The organism is Cupriavidus sp. USMAA2-4, from assembly GCF_001854305.1.
GTDB lineage: Bacteria > Pseudomonadota > Gammaproteobacteria > Burkholderiales > Burkholderiaceae > Cupriavidus > Cupriavidus malaysiensis.
This window is the reverse complement of the sequence record NZ_CP017749.1, coordinates 3,233,353-3,253,477: the sequence shown is the minus strand read 5'-3', so window position 1 is coordinate 3,253,477 and position 20,125 is coordinate 3,233,353. Positions and strand designations below refer to the sequence as shown.

Annotated in this window: 20 protein-coding genes and 1 riboswitch; of the genes, 5 read left to right on the top strand and 15 right to left on the bottom strand. The window is 65.8% G+C overall.

Features of this window, described 5'->3' with window-relative positions:
- Positions 1–22: 22 nt before the first annotated feature.
- From BKK79_RS34180 to BKK79_RS40800, 4 genes are all read right to left on the bottom strand, one after another.
- Positions 23–1,209 (bottom strand): IS3-like element ISRme13 family transposase gene (locus tag BKK79_RS34180; RefSeq protein ID WP_085960481.1). Its coding sequence is split into 2 segments (ribosomal slippage): positions 23–954 and positions 954–1,209, totalling 1,188 coding nucleotides; the frame shifts between segments, so codons are not numbered across the junction.
- Positions 1,209–2,693, bottom strand: coding sequence for a DEAD/DEAH box helicase family protein (locus BKK79_RS39630; RefSeq protein ID WP_084085535.1), 1,485 nt, complete (start codon positions 2,691–2,693; stop codon positions 1,209–1,211). The genes BKK79_RS34180 and BKK79_RS39630 overlap by 1 nt, the downstream gene beginning before the upstream one ends.
- A gap of 112 nt (positions 2,694–2,805) precedes the next feature.
- The gene (locus tag BKK79_RS34165; RefSeq protein WP_071040057.1) at positions 2,806–3,762 is read right to left on the bottom strand and encodes an IS5 family transposase; all 957 of its coding nucleotides are present in this window, start codon (positions 3,760–3,762) and stop codon (positions 2,806–2,808) included.
- 223 nt (positions 3,763–3,985) lie between these two features.
- A complete protein-coding gene (locus tag BKK79_RS40800) occupies positions 3,986–6,079 on the bottom strand; it encodes an ATP-binding protein (RefSeq protein WP_157128595.1) in 2,094 nt (697 codons plus the stop codon).
- A gap of 680 nt (positions 6,080–6,759) precedes the next feature.
- Here BKK79_RS40800 and BKK79_RS34160 point away from each other — a divergent pair.
- The 4 genes from BKK79_RS34160 to BKK79_RS34145 all read left to right on the top strand — a co-directional run bounded on the left by BKK79_RS34160 (position 6,760) and on the right by BKK79_RS34145 (position 9,497).
- Positions 6,760–7,263, top strand: coding sequence for a helix-turn-helix transcriptional regulator (locus BKK79_RS34160; RefSeq protein WP_071040559.1), 504 nt, complete (start codon positions 6,760–6,762; stop codon positions 7,261–7,263).
- Positions 7,264–7,357: 94 nt separating this feature from the next.
- Entirely contained in the window at positions 7,358–8,032 is a 675-nt protein-coding gene (locus tag BKK79_RS34155) for a DUF433 domain-containing protein (RefSeq protein WP_071040056.1), read from the top strand.
- Positions 8,029–8,454: a DUF5615 family PIN-like protein gene (locus tag BKK79_RS34150; protein WP_071040055.1), complete on the top strand. Its 426-nt coding sequence runs from the start codon at positions 8,029–8,031 to the stop codon at positions 8,452–8,454. Before BKK79_RS34155 ends, BKK79_RS34150 begins: the two co-directional genes overlap by 4 nt.
- Positions 8,455–9,194: 740 nt before the next feature.
- Positions 9,195–9,497, top strand: a complete 303-nt coding sequence (locus BKK79_RS34145) for a hypothetical protein (protein WP_071040054.1) — start codon at positions 9,195–9,197, stop codon at positions 9,495–9,497.
- Between the two features lie 72 nt (positions 9,498–9,569).
- Here the strand turns inward: BKK79_RS34145 and BKK79_RS34140 are convergent, their stop codons facing one another.
- The 3 genes from BKK79_RS34140 to BKK79_RS34130 all read right to left on the bottom strand — a co-directional run bounded on the left by BKK79_RS34140 (position 9,570) and on the right by BKK79_RS34130 (position 11,926).
- Entirely contained in the window at positions 9,570–10,121 is a 552-nt protein-coding gene (locus BKK79_RS34140) for a shikimate kinase (RefSeq protein WP_071040053.1), read from the bottom strand.
- A gap of 32 nt (positions 10,122–10,153) precedes the next feature.
- Positions 10,154–11,176 (bottom strand): D-alanine--D-alanine ligase family protein, encoded by a 1,023-nt coding sequence (locus tag BKK79_RS34135; RefSeq protein ID WP_071040052.1) that lies wholly within the window; start codon positions 11,174–11,176, stop codon positions 10,154–10,156.
- A 381-nt stretch (positions 11,177–11,557) separates the two neighbouring features.
- Entirely contained in the window at positions 11,558–11,926 is a 369-nt protein-coding gene (locus BKK79_RS34130) for a hypothetical protein (protein ID WP_071019737.1), read from the bottom strand.
- 54 nt (positions 11,927–11,980) lie between these two features.
- A riboswitch (SAM-I-IV-variant riboswitch) is annotated at positions 11,981–12,091 on the bottom strand.
- Positions 12,092–12,328: 237 nt separating this feature from the next.
- On the opposite strand from BKK79_RS34130, the gene BKK79_RS34125 reads away from it, so the two are divergent.
- Positions 12,329–13,318 carry an AraC family transcriptional regulator gene (locus BKK79_RS34125; protein WP_071019739.1) on the top strand — a complete coding sequence of 330 codons (990 nt, stop codon included), beginning with the start codon at positions 12,329–12,331 and terminating at the stop codon, positions 13,316–13,318.
- A 113-nt stretch (positions 13,319–13,431) separates the two neighbouring features.
- Here BKK79_RS34125 and BKK79_RS34120 read toward each other — a convergent pair whose 3' ends face one another.
- From BKK79_RS34120 to BKK79_RS34085, 8 genes are all read right to left on the bottom strand, one after another.
- Positions 13,432–14,886 carry an amidase gene (locus BKK79_RS34120; protein ID WP_071022487.1) on the bottom strand — a complete coding sequence of 485 codons (1,455 nt, stop codon included), beginning with the start codon at positions 14,884–14,886 and terminating at the stop codon, positions 13,432–13,434.
- Positions 14,887–15,212: 326 nt separating this feature from the next.
- Positions 15,213–15,650: a cytochrome c gene (locus tag BKK79_RS34115; protein WP_071040558.1), complete on the bottom strand. Its 438-nt coding sequence runs from the start codon at positions 15,648–15,650 to the stop codon at positions 15,213–15,215.
- A 1-nt stretch (position 15,651) separates the two neighbouring features.
- Positions 15,652–16,149: a c-type cytochrome gene (locus tag BKK79_RS34110; protein ID WP_071040051.1), complete on the bottom strand. Its 498-nt coding sequence runs from the start codon at positions 16,147–16,149 to the stop codon at positions 15,652–15,654.
- Complete coding sequence (locus tag BKK79_RS34105) at positions 16,146–16,661, bottom strand: methylamine dehydrogenase light chain (RefSeq protein WP_071019744.1); 516 nt, start codon at positions 16,659–16,661, stop codon at positions 16,146–16,148. Before BKK79_RS34105 ends, BKK79_RS34110 begins: the two co-directional genes overlap by 4 nt.
- Before the next feature lie 19 nt (positions 16,662–16,680).
- Positions 16,681–17,268 carry a methylamine dehydrogenase accessory protein MauD gene (gene mauD / locus BKK79_RS34100; protein WP_071040050.1) on the bottom strand — a complete coding sequence of 196 codons (588 nt, stop codon included), beginning with the start codon at positions 17,266–17,268 and terminating at the stop codon, positions 16,681–16,683.
- A 68-nt stretch (positions 17,269–17,336) separates the two neighbouring features.
- Complete coding sequence (locus BKK79_RS34095; RefSeq protein WP_071040049.1) at positions 17,337–17,930, bottom strand: MauE/DoxX family redox-associated membrane protein; 594 nt, start codon at positions 17,928–17,930, stop codon at positions 17,337–17,339.
- A complete protein-coding gene (locus tag BKK79_RS34090) occupies positions 17,927–19,168 on the bottom strand; it encodes an amine dehydrogenase large subunit (protein ID WP_232346388.1) in 1,242 nt (413 codons plus the stop codon). Before BKK79_RS34090 ends, BKK79_RS34095 begins: the two co-directional genes overlap by 4 nt.
- Before the next feature lie 366 nt (positions 19,169–19,534).
- Positions 19,535–20,101: a YcbK family protein gene (locus BKK79_RS34085; RefSeq protein WP_071040048.1), complete on the bottom strand. Its 567-nt coding sequence runs from the start codon at positions 20,099–20,101 to the stop codon at positions 19,535–19,537.
- Positions 20,102–20,125: the final 24 nt, after the last annotated feature.

The following is a 20,125-nucleotide window of genomic DNA, read 5'->3' as shown; positions in this document are numbered from 1 at the left end:
ACGAATCCCATAACCGAGGGAATTAGGCAGCCCGGTGTTGCTGAGCTGCGGACCAGTTTTTCTCGAACGTCATGGGGCTGACGTAGCCCAGCGTCGAGTGGAGTCGGCTGGCATTATAAAAGCCAAGCCAGTCAATTACCTCGTCCATTGCGGCGCGGCGGGTAGCGAACTGGCGACCGTGCAGGCGAGCGACCTTCAACGACCCCCACAGACTCTCAGTCGGCGCGTTGTCCCAGCAATCGCCCCTGCGGCTCATTGACGAGCGCATGCCATACGCCTTCAGGGCGTCTTGAAACAGATGGCTGCAATACTGGCTTCCCCGGTCGGTGTGCACAATCACACCGGCTTCCGGGCGGCGCCGGAACCAGGCCATGCGCAGCGCGTCCGTGACCAATTCGGCCTTCATGTGTGGTTGCATCGACCAGCCAACCACCTGCCGGCTGAACAGGTCGATGATGACCACCAGGTAGAGCCAGCCTTCGGCGGTCGCCACATAGGTTATGTCGCTCGTCCAGACTTGATTGGGTGCTGCTGGGCTAAAGTCGCGTTGCAGCAGATTGGGGGCCACCGGCAAATCGTGGTTCGAGTTGGTTGTCGCGATGTACTTGCGCTTGTGGCGGGCACGGATGCCGTGCAGCGCCATCAGCTTGCGAACACGCTCCTTGCCCACCCGCACCCCACGCGCCAGCAGTTCCTTCCACATGCGCGGCCAGCCGTACTCCCCCTTGACCCCGGCGTGAATCGCCTTGATGTGGGCCAACAAGGCATCGTCACTGAGTCGGCCTCTATCTGGCCTGTCGGTGCTTACTGTGCGTTGCTTGCGCTGGTGATAGCCGCTGGGGCTGACCCCTAACAGCTCACACAGGACCGAGACCGGCCAGTAACGTCGGTTTCGCTCGATGAACGCATACCTCACACCGACTCCTTCGCAAAGTATGCTGCGGCTTTTTTTAAAATATCGCGCTCCATCTTCAAGCGCGCCACCTCCGCCCGAAGCCGGGCCAGCTCCATCTGCTCCGGGCTGACCGGCTTCATACCCGCACCAGTCAGCTTGCCTTCCCGCTCCGCCTTGACCCAGTTATGCAGCGTCTGCGCTCTGATGCCCAGGGTCGCGCTAACCACTGCCATGCTCTGCCCGCTCTTCACCAGCCGTACCGCTTCCAGCTTGAATTCCAGCGTGTACTGCGCCCGCTTTGTCTTGCTTGTCATCACATCTCTCCTTGCTTCAGTTTAACCTCAGCAAGGGATTCGTTTTGCGGGGGCAAGCTCAACCTGACCGACTTTGCGAGCAGTAGGTACGTTGAATGGTCGTCGCTCAGCCAGCCGTTTGTGATTTGTAGCGAATTCAGTGTCTCGGGAGCCGCAGAAAAATCGGGCGCTTGCCCCGCTCGGTAGACAGCTATGTGCTGCGGCAGCCGAAACGCGCCTGGGTTGACAGCTTCGTAATCGGCGTGCGGATGCCCGGCTTGCGCAAAGGATTGCAGCGTCTCGCGTTGTTGAAGGGCCAGCTGTTGCCGTGCTTCAACTACGTCTGCTAGGAGGACATCCCAGTCGACTCCATCCCGATAAAGCTCTGAGCTCTCGGCGTCGACGTCCCGAGGTACCGCGAGGAATGTAGCGGTGCCGGTTTGCTCATCATTGGTACGAGCGAAGCGCCCAATAAACTGAAGGGTTGGCACTAGCGACTTGTGTGCGCTGTGTAACACCGCGATCTTGAACTTGGGGAAGTCATAGCCTTCCCCAAACATGTCCACGCAGACCACGCCGTCCAACTCCCCAACTACCAGTCGGCGCTCGATTTCTTCGATCTGCTGCTTGGACCTGCGACTGGAGACGGCTTCCACGCGAAGCCCAGCATTGACATACTGCTCCTCCAACCGTTCCGCGTCCGAGATTCGCGCCGTGCGCGCGAGCAGGCGGTGTTGGAGTCCGGCAGCCGCGTCCCGGCGAAATACTTCAACTGCTCTGGCGACGAGCGCCGCGTCCCGACTCTCGGGCAGTGCGTCTTCGTCGACGATCACGGGACTAAAGCATACTTTTCCAAAGGCATTCTCCGAGACGGCCTGACGTAAGGAGTAGTAGAAGATCAGGCGCCCTGGTAACTGTCGACGGTCTCGGCGGAAGGGTGTGGCTGATAACAATACATGGCGGGAGTTTGGTGTCGCCCGAATAAAGGCCGCCCACGTTTTGGCTGGTGAGTGATGCCCCTCATCTAAAAGCACTAGGTCAAACATGTCCGCCGGCGGGGGGACGGCGCCATCCAGATCCGGGCTAGCCGAATAGGGAGTGCAGACAACGACGTCGCTACTTTCGAGAGCTTGCCATTGCTGTGGCGACGTTATGCGCTCCTCAACCACAGCAACGAGGGGTCCCGCGAGTGCAGCTTCGGCCGGCAGCGCAGTGAGTCGCCGCAGGGTGTCGAGAGTACGAAATGCGCGCGCGGTCTGCGTCCGCAGGGTATTGGTCGGCGTAACGACCAGTACGCGGCGCGCTTGCGCTAGAAAACAGGCGGCGGTCAGTACGGCCGTTTTCCCGTAGCCCGTCGGCAGCGAAATCAGCGCCGGATCGTGGCGCTCAATGAAATGTGCGGCCAACGCGTACAGTGCACCGACTTGCCCTCTACGCAGCCCCGTGTTTGGTGACTGGCCTTCTCGTAGGGTCAGATGTCTGGCGTTTTCGGCAAAGTATGGCACCCGGGGCCTCCCTCAAGCATCCGTGTTTACTATCTGATCGAATTCTGATGCGGAAATCGGCGTTGTTGCATAAATCGAATTTAAAGGCGGAGCTACCCCTTTGGGTTGGAGTTCAGGCCACGCGGACGGACTGCGGGCGAGCGAGCTCAGACATGCGGTTGAGCACGCCCACACGGATTGCTACCTCGGTCGCCTGGGAACTGACCTCGCGCGCCCACAGCGAATGGCCAGTGAGCGTCTTGAGCCGATACATCAGGTTCTCGACCAGCGAGCGGCGGTGATAACCGCTGGCCTTCTTCCATTCACGCCTGCTGCTCTTTGCGATGACGTCGATGGCTACATTGCGCCACGCCGCGCCAGGCGTGGCATCCGGCCAGGGCATCGCACCCTCGCGCGGAGGAATCGACGGCTGCGCACCTCTGGCAGCAATCGCCGCGTGGCACGATTTGCTGTCGTACGCGCCATCACCGCCGACAATGTCCACAGGCGTCTCAGGCGGCAACTGATCGAGCAAGTCAGGCAGGACATCGGCATCCCCGACATCCTGATGGGTCATCAGGGCGGCACATATCTGGCCGCTCTTGGCGTCCATCGCCAGATGGACCTTGCGCCAAGTGCGACGCTTGGAATAACCGTGCTTGCGCACCTTCCACTCGCCTTCACCGAACACCTTCACGCCGGTGCTGTCGACCACCAGATGCAGCGCCTCACCCGTGCGCGTAGCGGGCAAGACCACCTCCAGGTCCTGCGCGCGGCGGCTCAGGGTCGTGTAGTTCGGCACCGGCAGTTCCGCGAAGGCAAGCCTGCGCAGGCTCATGGCAAAGCCTTGCAGCGCGCGCAACGGCAGTTGAAACACTTGCTTGAGGCCGAGCAGCATCTGGATGACGGCATCCGGATAGACGCACGGGCGACCGCGCCTGGATACGCCCGCGTCGGACGGTGCGAACAGGCTCTGGTCAATCCACATCGTGACGTCTCCTCTGGCAATCAGGCCGGCGTTGTATTGCGTCCAGTTCCTGACGCGATAGGTGCCCTTCGGCTCGGCCCGCTTCTGTGTGTCCCTGCGCATCTTCCCGGCAAAAGTCGAGAATCTACGCAGTCAGCCGGAGTGTTTACAGCCCCATCTGCCCAACTGTTGCGCGTAAACGTCAGCACGCGCGCCCCTCGCGGCCGGAGGATTTATGCAACAACGCCGCGGAAATCCCTCTCTTCGCAACCCTTCCTAGGACCCGTCTAGATGCCATCTTCGGATGAAGGCAGTAGACTTCCGCGTTCAAGCGCCAAACACCGCTTCAGTCTGACGAGACGGCAGCGAGCCGGGCCAACTCCCTTTGAATGGCAAGGATTAGATCATCCACGCAACGTTGGAATATTGCCCAAAATTTTTGACCCGATTGCGACAATGCCTCTTCCAAGTCTCGCTCGAGATATTCGCGCAACGTCGCCTCAACGGCAGGCAGAAGTTCTAAGTGATGTTCATTGTTTCGATAAACCCGTATGCGCCGTAGAGAATCAAACAGTGCTGGGTAATTATCTTTCAGTTTTGTGAAAAAATATTTCGTCTCGGATATTGAATTCCCATAGCGATCGATACTCTCCACAAAGCAGCGATTGAGAATATTTAGTGCTGAGCCGAGAGTTTGCGCGTTGTGAACAACGGGCATATCACGCAGGCGGTCTGCCTCAGGGAAAGAGTTCGGCCCAAAAAGCGGAGGCAAGCCAGATGCTTTGGAAAGTCGCTCCAGATCTCGCATGTCTTCGGCTATCTCCTTAAGCCGCACGACGACGAATGATGGGCGATCTTCTTCATTAATTAGCCGAGCCTGCCAAGGACGCCCTTCGCGTCGTGCATTCTCGCTGGCTACATAGTCCCCGAGGACAGAATACGTTATGTACGGATGCTCGGGGGCTGACACGACGCCATATCTGAAAAGATGCGTACTAGCATTTCCATGTTGCGTGACTAGTTTGAATTTATGATAGTCCCCAACGGCGAGTGACTCGAGCGACTTGTATTCTTCGGGATAAAACCGCTCCAGTTCGTCGACTACGTGCCTCACATAGAATACGAGCTCTCCATCGCGAAGTATCCGCTGTTTTTCGAGTCGGCCTTTTGTAACCTTCAGGGGGAAGGCGTCGCCCGCAAACTGCGCCATCTGCGCAAGATGGCTACAGGCAAGACGCGTCAACAGCGGGTGCCCAGCATATTGGGAAAAAAGGTTTTGTAGTGCAGGTGCATCGAACTTCATTCCGACAATCTTGCCAATTTTCTGCACCATCTCGGCAGTTTCGGATTCTGCGAGGCCCTTGAGAAAAATTGGCGTCACTATCCCGAATAGGGGATTCTGATGATCGCCGAATCTACTCTCCTCTGCAATCGCTGGATTGACTCCGCCAAGAATCACATTAAATCGAGGAAATACCGTCTGCGCGGTACGTATGGCCTGCCAAAATTCCAGGAAATCAACATCCCAGTGCCGATCTGCAGCGGTTTTCGGTGTAATCCACTCAATTTCGTCAATAACCAGGGTGAGGCGCTCTAGCATGGTGCTGGAGATGATCTGCTTAATGACCGACAAGAAATCATCCGACGCATCAAGCTCGGAGAACTTCGGAAATTCGAAAGTCGTTTTTTCACCTGCTACTCGCCTTGCAATGTAGTCTAGAGCTTGATGCCAGCGACGCTTGCGCAGCGATGGAGACTGAGCGTCAAAGACCTCAACACGATGTTTCGCGTCCTTTCCAAGAATGCGCTGTAGCTTCCATAGCAATGATGTCTTACCCGTCTTTCGCAAGCCAAATATCGCAGCGTTCTCACTGCGTCGCGAGAAGTCTAGTATTTGACCAAGTTCATGTGCCCTTCCGAAGAAGTACGTGTCTTCCCTTAGGGGTAAAGTGTACTTATATCGATCAAGCAACAGAAAGTGCTTCTGCAATTGGTTTCTAACTGTCCAAGAGTCGGCATTGGAGTGTTCCAATGCCAATGCCGAAAATGGCACAACGATCCTAGACTCCCTGTTCTCCAGAAGGTACGAGCTAACCCACTCGTCAACATTATCTGCTTCTGAGATGAGGAAGCAGAGCAAAGGCTCTACTCGTCCTTTTGCTGGATCCGTCGAGAACACGTGTTCGATTGCACGGATGGTACGGGGCTCCACTGCATCGTAGCGGGAATAGGCAAGTACTATTTCGTATTCGAAACCATAGGACTCAGATAGCTCGTGTGATGGCCGCAAAAGGAAGACCGTAACGCTGGTACCTTGGTAGGCTCGCACGTTGGCCCAGGTAACATCAAATCCTGCAGTCAGGAACGGGCGTAGTAGCTCTGCTTCTCTCTTGTGAGTAGTAAAGAATGACTTTACGCTGTCGTGAAGGGATCCTGCCATCAAAGCACCTTGGCTCGAGAAATTTATATGAAGAGGAAACTATCTTATTACATTTTCGCCTGCAATCAGGAGCTGGCAATTCATCAGTGATGGCCACTTCAACTCGGCGTAGGCGACGTGCAGGATGCGGTTGCCAACGAATGGCTGATCCAAGAGGATGAGCGGACAATTTGATGTCCGGTTGGGTGCAGAGGTGTCCGACCGAGAATGGCCGGTTGCGGCCGTCGTCGCGAACAGTTCGGCTCGTCGAGGAGCTTGGGGCGGCTACACGTCAGCGGATCCCGTCGAGGCCGGCATCAAACTGCCCTCGTTCCAATGGCTGTGGGGCGGCTGGGTCAGCGTCGCCCTGCGAAGCCAACTCTCTCAACACCAACACCTCATTCGGCAGGCAGCGCCGCAGCCAGCGTGAGCGGGCGGCTCTAGATCTCCTCGTGCAGGTTGTCGAAGGGACCCGATTCGTTTGATCGCGGGCCGGGAAGAGCGGGGCATCAGGCCAGATCGATTTCTCGATGGCGCATGTCAGTGGCGTGAATACGGGCCTCCGGATCCCTGCGCAAGGCTCACAGTCCGACACAGGCAAGGATGGATGCGCGTCTTCCCCTGACCTGCGAATGACCTCTGATCGCAAAGAGCGAACCTGAGAATTTTGTCGCCTATGCTTGACAAAAATGGAGCGCAAGATGAACTCCGCAACGCTTGGCGCAGCCATCCAACGCAAACGAACCGCGCTGGACCTCGCCCAGCAACAGCTTGCAGACATGGCAAATGTGTCGCGCCAGTCCCTCAATGGCATCGAGCACGGCCACGTCAATGCCACGCTCGATACCTTGGGGCGGCTGTTGGACGTGCTTGGCCTGACGCTGGAGGTAGACGACCCCGAAGCAGTGCGGCAAGCCGAGGGAAGGCCGACGCGGGCACTGTGGATGGCCGCAAAAGGGGCCAGCGTCAGTTGTGCAAGAGAGTTGACGCCGGAGGAACTGGAGCAGGCACTGGCTACTGGCCAAGTGCCCGCCGCGTTCCGGGCGTATCTGGCTCAGGTGCTGGATGAGGCGCCATTCCAGTTCGTTACCAGGATGGTGGCGGAGGTGGCCGCCAGGCGGCAGCGCAGGCCGTCGGAGATCTGGAAGAATCTGCGGAGGCTGGTGCAGGCATTGATGGCGACGCGCGGAGGACTGTGGGCTTGAGCAAGCGCCTGTCGCGCTGTTGGCCTGAACCGACTAAAATCTTTCCTGTTAACCGGAAAGATTTCTGCATTCCGGAAAGGATTGGAGGTCTATCATGCTCACAGCGGGCAATGCAGTATCGGCCGCCCATGTCGCCTTCCTGGCCGGTGTCACGGACAAGGAGATCAATCGCCTCGTGGATGAGGAAGTGCTGCCGTCCACCTTGGTGTGGCGCGAGCACGGCCGACGTTTCGCCCCGCTGACTGCGCCGCTGGCCCAGTTCTATTTCCAAACGAGCGACGAACTGACGCGCACCATGCGCCGGCACGTGATCGAGCACATCACGTCACGGCTGGCACAGCGCGCGGACTTCGACAACTTCCTCATCCTCAGCAGTCGTGCGCTGCATGCGGACTTCGACTGGTCGTTGAAGACGGACTTTTGCATCATTGGCCTGGGAAAGTTCGTGGAATCGGTCGTTCAACGCGCCACGCAACTGCAGCAAGCCGAGGAATACATAGTCGAGGATCGGGATGTGCTCGGCGGCACCCCGTGCTTTGCCGGCACCCGCGTGCCTGTAGCCAACGTCGTCGCGGCCTCAGACGATGGGGTTCCGTTCGCGGAACTGCAGCAAGCCTACCCGTTCCTGACGGCGCCCTTGCTGGAAGACGCGAAGGTCTACGTCAAGGCCCATCCGCGACCCGGTCGACCGCGCCGCCTGCCGGAGGCCGAGTCGGCGCAGGTCATCGTTTCCCGCAAAGTGGTGAGGCCCGCGCCGGAGCGGGCGTGACGTACAAGTTCCTGATCGACGAATGCCTCTGGCCGGGCCTGGTCCGGCTCGCGCGCGATGCCGGCTATCCCGAGTCCACCTGTGTGCGTGACCGTGGCTGGTCGGGTACCCCGGACTATCGGCTTATCCGGCACGCGCTTGCGGAGGACTTCACGTTGGTGACCCATAACGCCGTGGATTTTCGCGGGCCGCTTGGCGGGCCACTGGGTGGGCTGCATACGAAAGAGCCGATACATGCCGGCCTTGTGTGCCTTGTGTGCCTTGTGTCCGACCTGCCCATGACACCAGCGCGCCAACTCGATTTGTTCGGCCTTGCTCTGCAAGAGCTGGCGACGCTGCCAGACCTGATCAATCAGGCGCTTGAGGTGATTGAAGATGCCGCCGGCGGGGTGACGATCGAGCGGTATGCGATTCCGCAGTAAGGGGAAAGGCCGGCCGCCTAGCACGAAGTCATGCGGCGCACCTCCTGATGGATTCTCCAGCGCTATCCATGTGAACCCCAAACGGGCCCTCATGTCGAGTGCCAGCTTCTGGCCACAAGCAGCCAATCAATCTGTCGGCTTCTCTGCAGCATGCATTGTTGATGATCGCCGATGTAAGACGACTGCTATCGAAGAAGGCCGATTGCCCTTGGTCGCCGAGTACGCGAATTTGCCGCGCGCCGGTGCCAGCTTGGCAGCGTGCGCACCGCTCCCGGCTATAGATCGGGAAAGGCGTCAACTTACCTGCTAGATGCGAATACTCACGCAGTTGCAAATTCATAGTATCCAGCCGATGCGAACGCATGTGAAGCGCCAAACGGCCCATCCCGCGATATACTCAGCTCGTCACGGCAACCACCGCGACCGGGTTTAGCAGCCCGAACAAGAAGGCGGACGGACCGCCATCGTTGGCGGTCTTATTGTGTCCGTCGTGCCGACGCACGTCCCTATGGGCGGGCCTTGGCGGGGGAGCCTTCGGGCTCGCCGGTTCCTTCTTGCCGGTCTGCTAACCCTGCCTTGCGCCCGCCCACCCGATTAGCAGCGGGGGAGCGGGTTTCAAACCGCTCAAGAAGGAGGCATCTTATGCCCCGGCACTGTCTCGTCTGTACTTTGTTGGCATGTTCCCCGCGCTTTCGGTTGCGAGCACTATTGCGCAGTGAGTTCCAGTTGGGAGGTGTTCAATGACCAGCCCCCACCAACACACCCGCTACGGCCTGACCGCCGAACACCGTAACGCCGACATCCACCTGCACACCCGCATCCCTTGCGAGTCGCCGCTGAGCCTGGCCACGGAGAAGTCGGCGCAGCTCTATGCCTTGCTGTTCCTGGCGCGCGATAGCGCGGAGTCGGGCATCTTCGGCGACCTGAACCCCGAAATCCAGTTGCGTGTGTTGTCGCTGGCCATCGGGCTGGCGCAAGAGGCGTTGGTACTGAGTGAACTGGCCGCACAGGGCGGGGCGGGCGGCGTTTCCGAAGACGGTTGAAATCCGGGCAAGGGAGCCAGCGGCATGCTGGCCTCCGCATGCCCGTCTGGGGCTCAGTCCGGGCTACTCGGCTCAAGCCCGTGCCAACGAATCCCGGATAAACTGTTCAATCGAGGCCGCGATCGCATCGACAGGTCCCTCGCTGACAAAGCGCGCGCAGTTCAGTGCCATCAAGCGCGGGAACCGATCGCGGATTTTCCTGGCCTCGCTTTCCGCGCTTGCCTTGAGATAGGTGCGGGACAATTGCCGCGCGACGATCAGGCTGGTGCATTTCTCCAGGTCGAGGGCGGGCAGCAAGAGCGCGGTGCGTGCATCGGACTCGATGCTGCTGCGGATGGATGGATAGGCTGGCGCAATGTCCGACGGATACGTCATGAAGCCGGACGAGAGCGCGCAGACCATGGGCTCGGCCACGCGATGCCTGAGGTCGGCGTACAGCTGGATATTGCGTCTTGCGTATCCGGCGTAGCCGTGGCGATCTATCAGGTCGCCGATATGGCCGTGCCATGACAAGAAGCATTGGTCCAGATCGACAAAGCGCCAGTTCAGCCGGCGTGCCAGGACCGCGCCGATGGTGCTCTTGCCGGCCCCTCCTGGCCCGATCAGATGTGCGACAGGGAACATTGATCTCTCCGGCGGCGGCGGCCGGAACGCTGTCATCCCCGTCGCCGCGCTATCCCCGCCCGGCAGATCCGCTCACACAACTCGGCAAACGACACTCCGCTCGCCGCCGCTGACTGCGGCAGCAGGCTCGTCGCCGTCATCCCCGGCAGGGAATTCACTTCCAGGCACCACAGGCGGCCCTGCGCGTCGAGGCGGAAGTCGGTTCGGCTGTAGCCGTCGAGCTTGAGCGCGCGGTGCACGCGCAGCGCGGCGTCCTGCGCGGCGGCGGTGATGGCGTCGGGCAGGTCGGCGGGGAAGATCTCGCGCACGGCGCCGGGCTGGTACTTGGCGCGGTAGTCGAACACGGCTTGGGGTTCGATCAGGATCTCGCCGACCGCCAGGGCCTGGTCGCCGAGTACGCCAACGGTCAGTTCGCGGCCGGCGATGAATTGTTCGAGCATGACTTCACGGTCGAAGCGGGCAGCGTGCTGGATGGCGGCGTCCAGGGCGTCGGGGCTGCGGACGATGGACAGGCCGACCGTGGAGCCTTGCCGGTTGGGCTTGACCACCAGGGGGTAGCCGAGGTCCCGCGCCACCGTTTCGGGCGGGCAGGGGACCATGTGCCAGCGCGGCGTGGCGACGCCAGCGGCGACGAACAGGCGCTTGGACATGTCCTTGTCCATGGCGATGGCGCTGGCGAGGTGGCCGCTGCCGGTGTAGGCCATGCCGGCCAGGTCGAGCATGGCCTGCACGGTGCCGTCTTCGCCGGTGCCGCCGTGCAGGGCCAGGAAGACGACGTCGACGTCGGCCAGCGCGGGCGTGCGGATCAGGCTGGTTTCGGCCGAGCGCAGCACGGCGAGGGCGTCGGAGGCGGGCGGGGCCTCGTCCACCTTGGCGCTCAGCAGCCGGACTTCGTCTTCGTCGCTGAGCAGGCCGCGCGAGGTTTCCACGGCCAGCACATGGTGGCCGGCGCTGCGCAGGGCCTGGATGACTTGCGCGCCGCTGGCGATGGAGACTTCGCGTTCTTCGCTGGTGCCGCCGAACAGTACCGCTACCTTCAGTTTGCTATCTGGCATGGGGGCTGGGTTCTCGCAATGATGGGCCGCCCGTGCCGGTGGCGGGCAGGGGCGGGACTGGGTCGACGGCCGATGCTTCGGACACCGTCAGGCTCTGACATGGCTCAGACGTTGCCGCGGCCGAAAGTTTCCCTGATTCGGGCAGGAGACTGCAATGGACGTGACAACGGACAGCACGACGGCTGTCGCAATGGTCGCTTTCCGGCCGTCAGTGCGTGCCACGCGGATTGCGGCCGGTTGGCTGGATACTGAAGCATTTGCTTGGCTTTCAATCGTGCCCCCAAGGCGAGGCCTTACCGGCGCTTCTTGCCACTGGGTGCATCCGACCGGGATCGAGGCGGCCCGGACACTGGCGCGTCCGGGCGGGCGGCCTGGAGTGTCTCAGGCCGGCCGGCCGCGCCGCAGGTACAGGTGCTCCAGCCGGATCCGCAGCACCTCGTCGAGCGCCAGCAGCTCCTCGCGCACGGCGCGCGCACAGGCCTGGCTGACGCCGCGCAGGCGTACCTCCTGGGCCAGCAGCGGGCCGCTGCGCACCACGCGCCAGCCGTCGACGGTGCCGCCGCAGGCCGTCATGCGGCCGGAGACGTCATCGACGACCCTGTGGTCGGGTACCGAAGTGATGTGCAGGATGTGGACCAACTGGTCGCCCGCTGGCGGAAATTCCGTGCCGGTGGTGCAGGCGGTCTTGCCGGGGGTGGAGCTCGAGGTGTCCGCAATGGGACAGGGGGAGGAGGATTGTGTCTGCTGCATAGCTGCTCGCAAATGGATCACTGGAAGGATCACTCGAACCGGTGCGCGCCATGCCGCTTCCCGCTTCGTTGCCGACCATCGGCCGCATCGCCTTGAGGCAACCACCTTGCCCGGGAGAGGCAGGTTGGCGTTGGTACCGTCGGGTACCAACTCTGGATGCAGGGGCGACTATAGCAGACGGCGCGGGGCCGGCGGAAGGGGCGGGTGCCGCACTGGGCACCACATCGGTGGCCGCGGCGGGCGCTTGCGTCGTCGGCGCGACGGCATGGGATTGCCCCGCTTGCGTGGCGGAGCCGTTTCGCTACACTGGCCCGGTAGTGCCCGCACGCCGGCCGGAACCGATGCGTGACGGGCGCCGGAACAGGCCACAGCATAGGGCCGATACCCCAGGCAGACATTTCCATGAAGCCCACCCCGTCCCCTTCGGCGCCCCCGCCGTCACGGGCCGCGCGCGGCCTGCGCCGCTTCGTCGCGGACGACGTGCAGGCCGCCGCGGCCGAACTCGACGGCTGGCAGCAGCGCTACCAGCAGCTCACGCCGGGCCCCTTCCGCGCCGAGGTGCAGCAGGCTGCCTTCGGCGATGTCCATGTGTTCCGCGAACAGACCTCGCAGGCCTTGCTCGAAGAGGGCGAGGCGATGCGCGGCTACCTGTCGCTGGCGCTGCCGCATGCACAGTGCGATGGCGGCTGGTTCCACGGCTATGCGATGCGTGGCGCGGGGCTGCTGACCGCCGGAAACGGCAAGGCCCTGGCCATGCGCACCCCGCGCGAACTCGATCTGCTCGGGCTGACCCTGCCGCTGCCGGCGCTGCAGCACGCGCTCGCGCTGGCCGGCGGCGCACCGGTGACGGTGGCGCAACTGCCACCGGTGCGGCAATTGCGTCCGGGCGTGGCGGCGGAACTGCGCGCGGCGCTGCTGTCGGTGCTGGGCACCGCGGCGCTGGAGACCGAGGTGTTCCGTCACCGCTTCGTCGAGAGCGCGATGCGCGATGCCTTGCTGCTGGCGGCCGCCACGGCACTGACTGCCGACGGTGACCGCACGCATGAGTCGCTGCCCACGCCCACGGTCAGGCGACGGCTGGTGGCCGACGCCTACGACATGGTGCGCGCCGCGCCCGAAGCCGGCTGGAGTGTGCTGGCGCTGTGCGAGCGGCTGGGGGTATCGCGCCGCACGCTGCAGTACAGCTTCAATGAGGTGACCGGACTGGCGCCGCTGGACTTCGTGCGCGCGGTGCGCATGAACGGCGCGCGGCTGGCGCTGCGCGCCGGCACCGCGGATTCCGTGGGAGCGGTGGCGGCGCGCTACGGCTTTCATCACCTGCCGCGCTTTGCGGCGCAGTATCGGGAGTTCTTCGGCGAGTTGCCGTCGCAGACGCTGGCGCGGCCGCGTTGAGGGAGAGGGTCGGCGCTAGCATCAAGCGAGCTGGGTCGCGCTGGCGATGGCTGCCCTCGCCGTATCCACATCAGGCCGTTACTCCACCAAGCCATCCCGCGCGACCTTGCTCGCTACCCCAGCATCGCCCGCGGCAGATGCCGTCCCACCCAGTCCCGTTCCTGCTCATAGGCGCGCGCCAGCCGCAGCACGCTGAGGTCGCCGCGCGGCCGCCCGATCAGCTGCATGCCCATCGGCAGGCCGTTGCTGCCGAAGCCGACCGGCACGCTGATGGTGGGGCAGCCGGACAGGGTCCACGGAAACACGACTTCCATCCAGCGGTGGTAGGTGTCCATCGGCCGGCCGGCGATGGACTTGGGCCACGGCTGGTTGACATCGAAGGGGAAGACCTGCGCGGTGGGCACGGCGATGTAGTCGAAGCGGGTGAAGAGCCGGTCGAGGGTGTCCAGCCAGGCGCTGCGCTCCACGCTGGCGTGGTACACGTCGTTGCCGCTCAGCTGCAGCGCGCCTTCGATTTCCCAGATGGCGTCGGCCTTGAGCAGCGCGCGCTTGGCGGGGTCGCGGTAGAACGGCAGCATGCCGTTGCCGACCAGGAAGTGGCGGTGCGTGAGCCAGGCCTTCCACAGCCGTTCCGGCGCGAAGGGCGGTGCGATGCCTTCGACCGCCACGCCGAAGGCGGGGAAGGCCTGCAGCGCCTGTTCGCACAGCGGCAGGATGCCGTCTTCCATCGGCAGGTAGCCGTTCCAGTCGCCCAGCCAGGCCACGCGCTTGCCCTTGAGGTCGGCGGCCAGCGCTGCCTGCACGTTGTCGGGGGTCAGCGCGGCCAGCGCGGGGTCGCGCTCGAGCGCCAGCGGTGTGCGCGGGTCGGGTCCGGCCTGGGTGGCGAGCAGCAGGGCGACGTCGGCCACGGTGCGGCCCATCGGGCCTTCGTAGCCGAGCTGCTGCAGGAAGACTTCGGGTGTCGGTCCGTAGGGCACGCGGCCCATCGACGGGCGCATGCCGTACACATTGCAGAAGCCGGCGGGGTTGCGCAGCGAGCCGCCGAAGTCGCTGCCGTCGGCCACCGGCAGCAGGCGCAGGGCCAGCGCGGCGGCCGCGCCGCCGCTGCTGCCGCCGGCGCAGCGGGCCGGGTCGTAGGGGTTGCGGGTGGCGCCGTAGACCGGGTTGAAGGTCTGCGAGCCGAGCCCGAACTCGGGGGTGTTGGTCTTGCCGAGCAGGATGGCGCCGGCGCGGCGCGCGCGCTCGACGATGATGGCGTCCTGGGTCGGCACGTTGTCGCGGAAGATCGGCGAGCCGAAGGTGGTGCGGATGCCGCGCGTCAGCGCCAGGTCCTTGGGGGCCTGCGGCATGCCGTGCATCCAGCCGGGGCGCTGGCCGGCGCGCTGGCTGGAGGCAAGGGCGGCATCGGCGGCAGCCGCTTCGCGCAGCAGCAGCTCGCTGTCGCGGCGGGCGACGATGGCGTTGGCGACGGGATTGACGCGGTCGATATGGGTCAGGTAGGCGGCCATCACTTCGCGGCAGGAGACGCGGCGCGCGGCGATCTCGCGCGAGAGCTGCCAGGCGGGCATCAGCACGATGGGGTCGGGGGTGGCGCCGGCGCGGGGCGCCGGGGCTGCGTGGTCATCGGCGCCGGGCACGGCGGCCGTGGCGCCGGCGGCCGCCGTGCCGAGCGCGGCACCGGCGAGGCGGCCCAGCCATTGGCGCCGGGTGGGTTGCGGCGGTGCCGGGGCGGTGGCGGTGCCCAGGGTATCCGAGGCATCCGGGGTATCCGAGGCAACTGCCCGGGGCGAGGCGGCGGGGGTGGTCATTGGGCGGTATCCGGGAAGGGGTTGGGGGCGGTGATGAATCGGTCGGCAGGGGCGGCGTGGAAGTCCGGCTGGAATGGCCGCGCCTTTCAGCGGGGCGCCGGCAGGATGGACGCGCGCCGCGCCATCACGTCGTCGAGCGGATCGTGGCGGTAGCGGGCGACCTCCTGCCGGGTGAAGCCGGGCGAGGCCACGCCGGGCCCGAAGGCCGGCACCATCCAGTTGAACAGTTCGGCGATCTCGGCATCGCTGAGGTCGGAGCCCGAGGTGCCTGGCACCTGGATCACGAAGGCCCGTCCGGCGGCCGAGGCGAGCAGCCGGGGCAGCGTGGCGCGCATGTCGGGGATACCGGCGGCGGGCTTGCCGGCACCGTCGGGCAGGTGGCAGCCGGAGCAGTGCAGCAGGTAGTTGGCCTGGGCGCGCGGCAGCCGCTGCTGGGCGTGCGCGGGGCCGGCCAGCAGGCCGCACGCGGCGGCGGCCAGCAGCGCGGCGCGGGCCCGTGCGCGGCGCGGCGCGGCGCTCGCCATGTCAGCGCGCCGCGGCGCCATCGCGCAGCTTGCGCACCGCGCCGGGCGTCTTGCGCTCGGCGCGCGCCTTGGCCAGCAGCTCGGCCCCGACGCTGGGCGCGGCCTGTCCGTTCTGCGTGCCGAGCCAGGCCAGCACCGCCGCCAGGTCGTCGTCCGGCAGCGTGGCGAAGGACGGCATGATGCCGTTATAGGACTGCCCCTGCGATTCGATCGGGCCGGCCAGGCCATGCACTACCACATTGGCCAGGTAGGCCTGGCCGGCGGGCGTGGCCAGCCGCTCGCGCAGCGCGCCGGCCAGCGGCGGGGCCACGCCGGCGATGCCGGAGGCGTCCGCGTTATGGCAGGCAGCGCAGTTGGCGGTGAACAGGGCCTTGCCGTCGGGGGCGGCGGTGGCGGCGGTGGCGGCGAGGGGACTGGCGGCGAGCGCGGCCAGCAGCGCGGGCACGAGAGGGGAAAGGACAGCGCCGGTGAGGGCGCCGAGCCGGGTGAAGCGCGTCATTCCTGTACTCCGAGGATGATGGAGGTGGTGCAATGGAACATCGTGCTGCTGTTGCTCATGCACCAGTTGACGTCGTTGTGCACGCCGAGCTTGTAGCCCGGACGCTCGCGCTCGTTGGTGTTGCACTCGCAGCGGCCGCAGGTCGTCTTGCCGCAGCAGTCGTTGTAGCTGACCATGTAGTCCTTGCCGTCGGCCGGGTTGCGGCAGGTGCCGACCCAGGACACGCGCGAGGGCTCGGTGCCCGGCGGGCAACTGGTGGAGCTGCCGCCGCAGCAGGCGCACAGGAAGCCGTCGACGGCGCAGTATTTCCAGTAGTCGCAGGAGGTCTCGTCCACGCCCTTGCCGGGGCGCGCGCCATGCGCGGCGGCGGCGTGGGCGCTGCGGTCGAAGGGCAGCACGGGCAGCGCCAGCCCGCCCACCATGGCCTTGCCCAGCGTGGCCAGCGCGCTGCGCCGGCTGGTGCGCTGGGCCGTGCGGCGGGCCTGGCGCTCGATCCATCGGTCGAACCACATCACAAATGTCTCCGTGCCGTCAGGCGTGGGTTTCGAGGAACTGCTGCACCGAGGCCACGTTCAGGTCCATGGCGGTGAACAGGCTTTCGAGCTGCTCGCGCGAGTTGACCAGCCCCTTGGCGCGCAGCGTGCCGGCGCTGTCGAGCAGCACGGCGTAGGGCAGCTTGCCGATCTGCAGGTGCATGCCCAGTTCCTTGGACAGCACGTAGGGGAACTCGGCCAGCCCGGCCTGGCGCAGGAAGGCCAGGTGCTCGGGCTGCTCGCCGTCGGAGGCGAGCACGATGCGCAGCCAGGCGCGCTCGCTGGCGGCGATCGACTTCAGCACCGGCAGCAGCTTCTTGCAGATCGGGCAGGTGGGCGAGAGGAAGAACAGCAGCGTGCTGGCGGGCTGCGCGCCGCCCACGGCGACGGCATCGCCGCGCACGTCCTGCAGGTCGAAGCGTGTCAGCGGCTGGCCCACGCGCGGGCCGGCGTCGATCATCAGCGCGCCCATCGGCGCGACCCGTTCATAGAGGATGCCGACCTGGCGCGCGAGCGCGTAGAGGCCGAACAGCAGCGCCAGCACGGCGATCCACAAGACGATATTGGCGATAACGAGAGCGGTCATGGTGAACTCGGCTTGATGCGTGATGCTTGAAGTGGAAGGAAGCGGGGAGGTCCGGCGTCGCGGCGGCGTCAGCCGCGCGCGCGCCCGGCATTGACCAGTAACTGGGTGGCAGCCAGCCACAGCAGCAGCAAGGCCAGCGCGCAGAAGGCGGCGGCAGCCCAGTCGAGCGTGCCGAGCGCGCGCGCCATGCCGGTGCCGGCCACGTCGCTGATGCCGGCCGCGCCGGCCAGGCTGCTGCTGGTGGAGGCCGCCGCCACCGCGAGCACGGCCAGCAGGCCCGCGTTGCGCGCCAGCAGCGCGCCGGAGATCGGCATGCTGTCGGCGGCCGCCCCGCAGCCGCAGCGCAGTTCGCGCCGGCCGCGCGCCAGGTTGACGGCGACCGCGGCAGTGGCGAGGCCGGCCACCGCCAGCCCGGCCAGGGCCGGGCCCGGGCTCTGCGGCAGCAGCACCAGGCCGAGCGCGGCGGCGGCCTCGGCCGCGACAAAGGCCAGCGCGCCGGTGCGCGTCCAGGCCGGCGGCAGCAGGCCATAGGCGGCGAAGGCAGCCTGGAAGCGGGCCAGGTCGCGCAGCTTGGGCGCCACCGACAGGCCCAGCACCAGGGCTGCGGCGGCGTGGCAGGCGGCGGCGACGATGGGGTCGGCCAGCAGGGCGGCGGCATTCATTGGTGGGCCTCCACGCGCAGGGGGTTCTCGGCTACGCCGTCCAGCCGCGCGACCGGCTTGAGCCCCTGCGCCGGGTCGAGCGCGACCACGCCGGAGGTGGTGGCGTCGAGGGCGTACAGGGTCGGGCGCGCTTCCTGGGTGACGGTCAGCGCCAGCGCGTGCTGGCCCGGGGCGCGCGCCAGGCGCTTGTGGCTGGCCAGGTCGACGGTCCAGATCTCGTCGGCCGGCGACTTGTGCGAGCCTTCCCGGCCGCGCGGATGCATGCCGACGAAGAGCCGCCGGGTGGCGGCGTGCACGGCGAACAGCTGGTAGCCGCCCGGGCGCCAGCCGCGCCTGGCATCGGCGCTGCCGAGCAGGGACCAGGGCGGGTCGAAGGCGGGCGTTTCGCCGGACAGGTCGGCGCGATAGACATTGCCGTGGAAGGAGACGAAGTAGAGCGCGTCGCCGATGGCTTCCGCATGCAGGAAGACCGGGTCCTGCTGCGGGTCGAACAGCCGCGCGCTGCGCTTCTGGCCGGCCGGCTGGCCTTGCGCGTCATGCTCGATGGTGAGCATGGCGCCGTCGCTGCACAAGGTGCGCAAGCGCTGGCTGGAGGCCGGCGTGGCGAAGATGCCCCAGCAGCCGGGGGTCGGCACTTCGGCGGCCAGCTTGCCGGCCTGCAGGTCGACGATGCTGACCGAGGTGGCGGGCGTGGCGTTCTGCACGTAGAGGAAGCGTCCGTCCGCCGAGACCGCGATGATGCCGCGGTAGGGCAGCGACTGCGCGTGGCGCGGCGGGATCACGATCTCGCTGCGGTAGGCCAGGGTATCGGCGTCGTAGAGGCTGACCACGTCGGCGCGCTCGCCGCGCGACAGGCGCGGGTAGTAGGTGGCGACCACGTAGAGGGTGCGCTTGTCCGGCGACAGCACGGCCTGGCCGCCGAAGCCGGTCGGTACCAGGCCGAGGTACTTCATGCGCTTGCCGTCGACCACGTGCAGGCGCCCGTCCACCATGTGGCGGAAGGCCACGTCGGAGATATAGAGGCGGTCGGCATCGGCCGGCGGCAGCTGCGCGACGGTGAGCGTCTCCGGCGGCAGGTCCTCGGCGCACGCGGCGGGGACGCCGCAGACGGCGGCGAGTGCCGCGAGGGTGGCGAAAGCGGCGCCGGACAGGACCGAGGCGGTGGTCCGGCGGCGGGGGCGGGTGGTGCGCCATGGCATGCGGTTCGTGCGGCCTGGCGCCCGGCTGGGGTGCTTCACGGCGGGCTCCTGTCGAGGCGGGATGGGAGCCAGTCTAGGGAGGGGCGCGCTGCCGGCGTGAGCCGGAATCGGCAAGGCGGGGACCGGGACTTGTACGGAGCGCTGCCGGCGCCGTTTCAGCGCGGGCGCGGCAGGTGTGCGGCGCGGGGTGGCGGATCAGGCGGCCGGTGCACGTCCGGTGCGCGTACGGTGGATGTGCGGCGCGTGCCGCTGCCTTGGCATGGGGCGTGCCGCACCACGCTGGTCATCCGTTTTCGGCAATGGCGGCGCGGCCGAGGGCCTGCGCCCGGGGAACCCGGCGACCAACCCGGCGACCAGAAGGTCCGCCGGCCAGGAGGCCGGGAGGTGGCAAGGGCGGCCGGCAGCTTACCAGGCCCGCACGCGTCCCGTGTCCACGTGGACGAACTGCTCCTTCTCATAGAACCCGACGCCGCCGCCCTGCAGCGACAGCGCGGCGTCGCGCAGCTCGGCCAGCGGCACGCCGGCCAGGCGGATGTCGATGGCCTGGCCGTCCATGTGCAGGCTGCGCCTGGCCACGCCGCCACCGCCGGTGTGGCGCAGGCGGGCATTGGTGGCCGGGCTGCGGAAGCCGGAGATGACCTGGAAGGGTTCGTCGGTGCCGAGTGCCTGGCGCAGGCGGAACAGCAGGCCGAACAGTTGCGGGTCCATATTGCCGACCTGGCCGGAGTAGTGGTCGCGCAGCAGGTGGTTGAGCGATTGCAGCGCCTGCGGCACGAAGGTGTCGCCGATGGCGAAGACGGTGGAGAGGCGCTCGCCGGTGTGCAGGTTGTCGAAGGACAGCGCGTGGGCGCCGGGCAGGGCCGCGAGCGCGGCCAGCGCCCGCTGCGGGGCCAGCGGCAGCAGGCCGGTGGCGAGCGCGGCGGCGCCGGCGCGGTGCAGGAAGCGGCGGCGGGGGTGGACGGGGTCGGACATGGGCGGGACTCCTGTGGGGGTCAT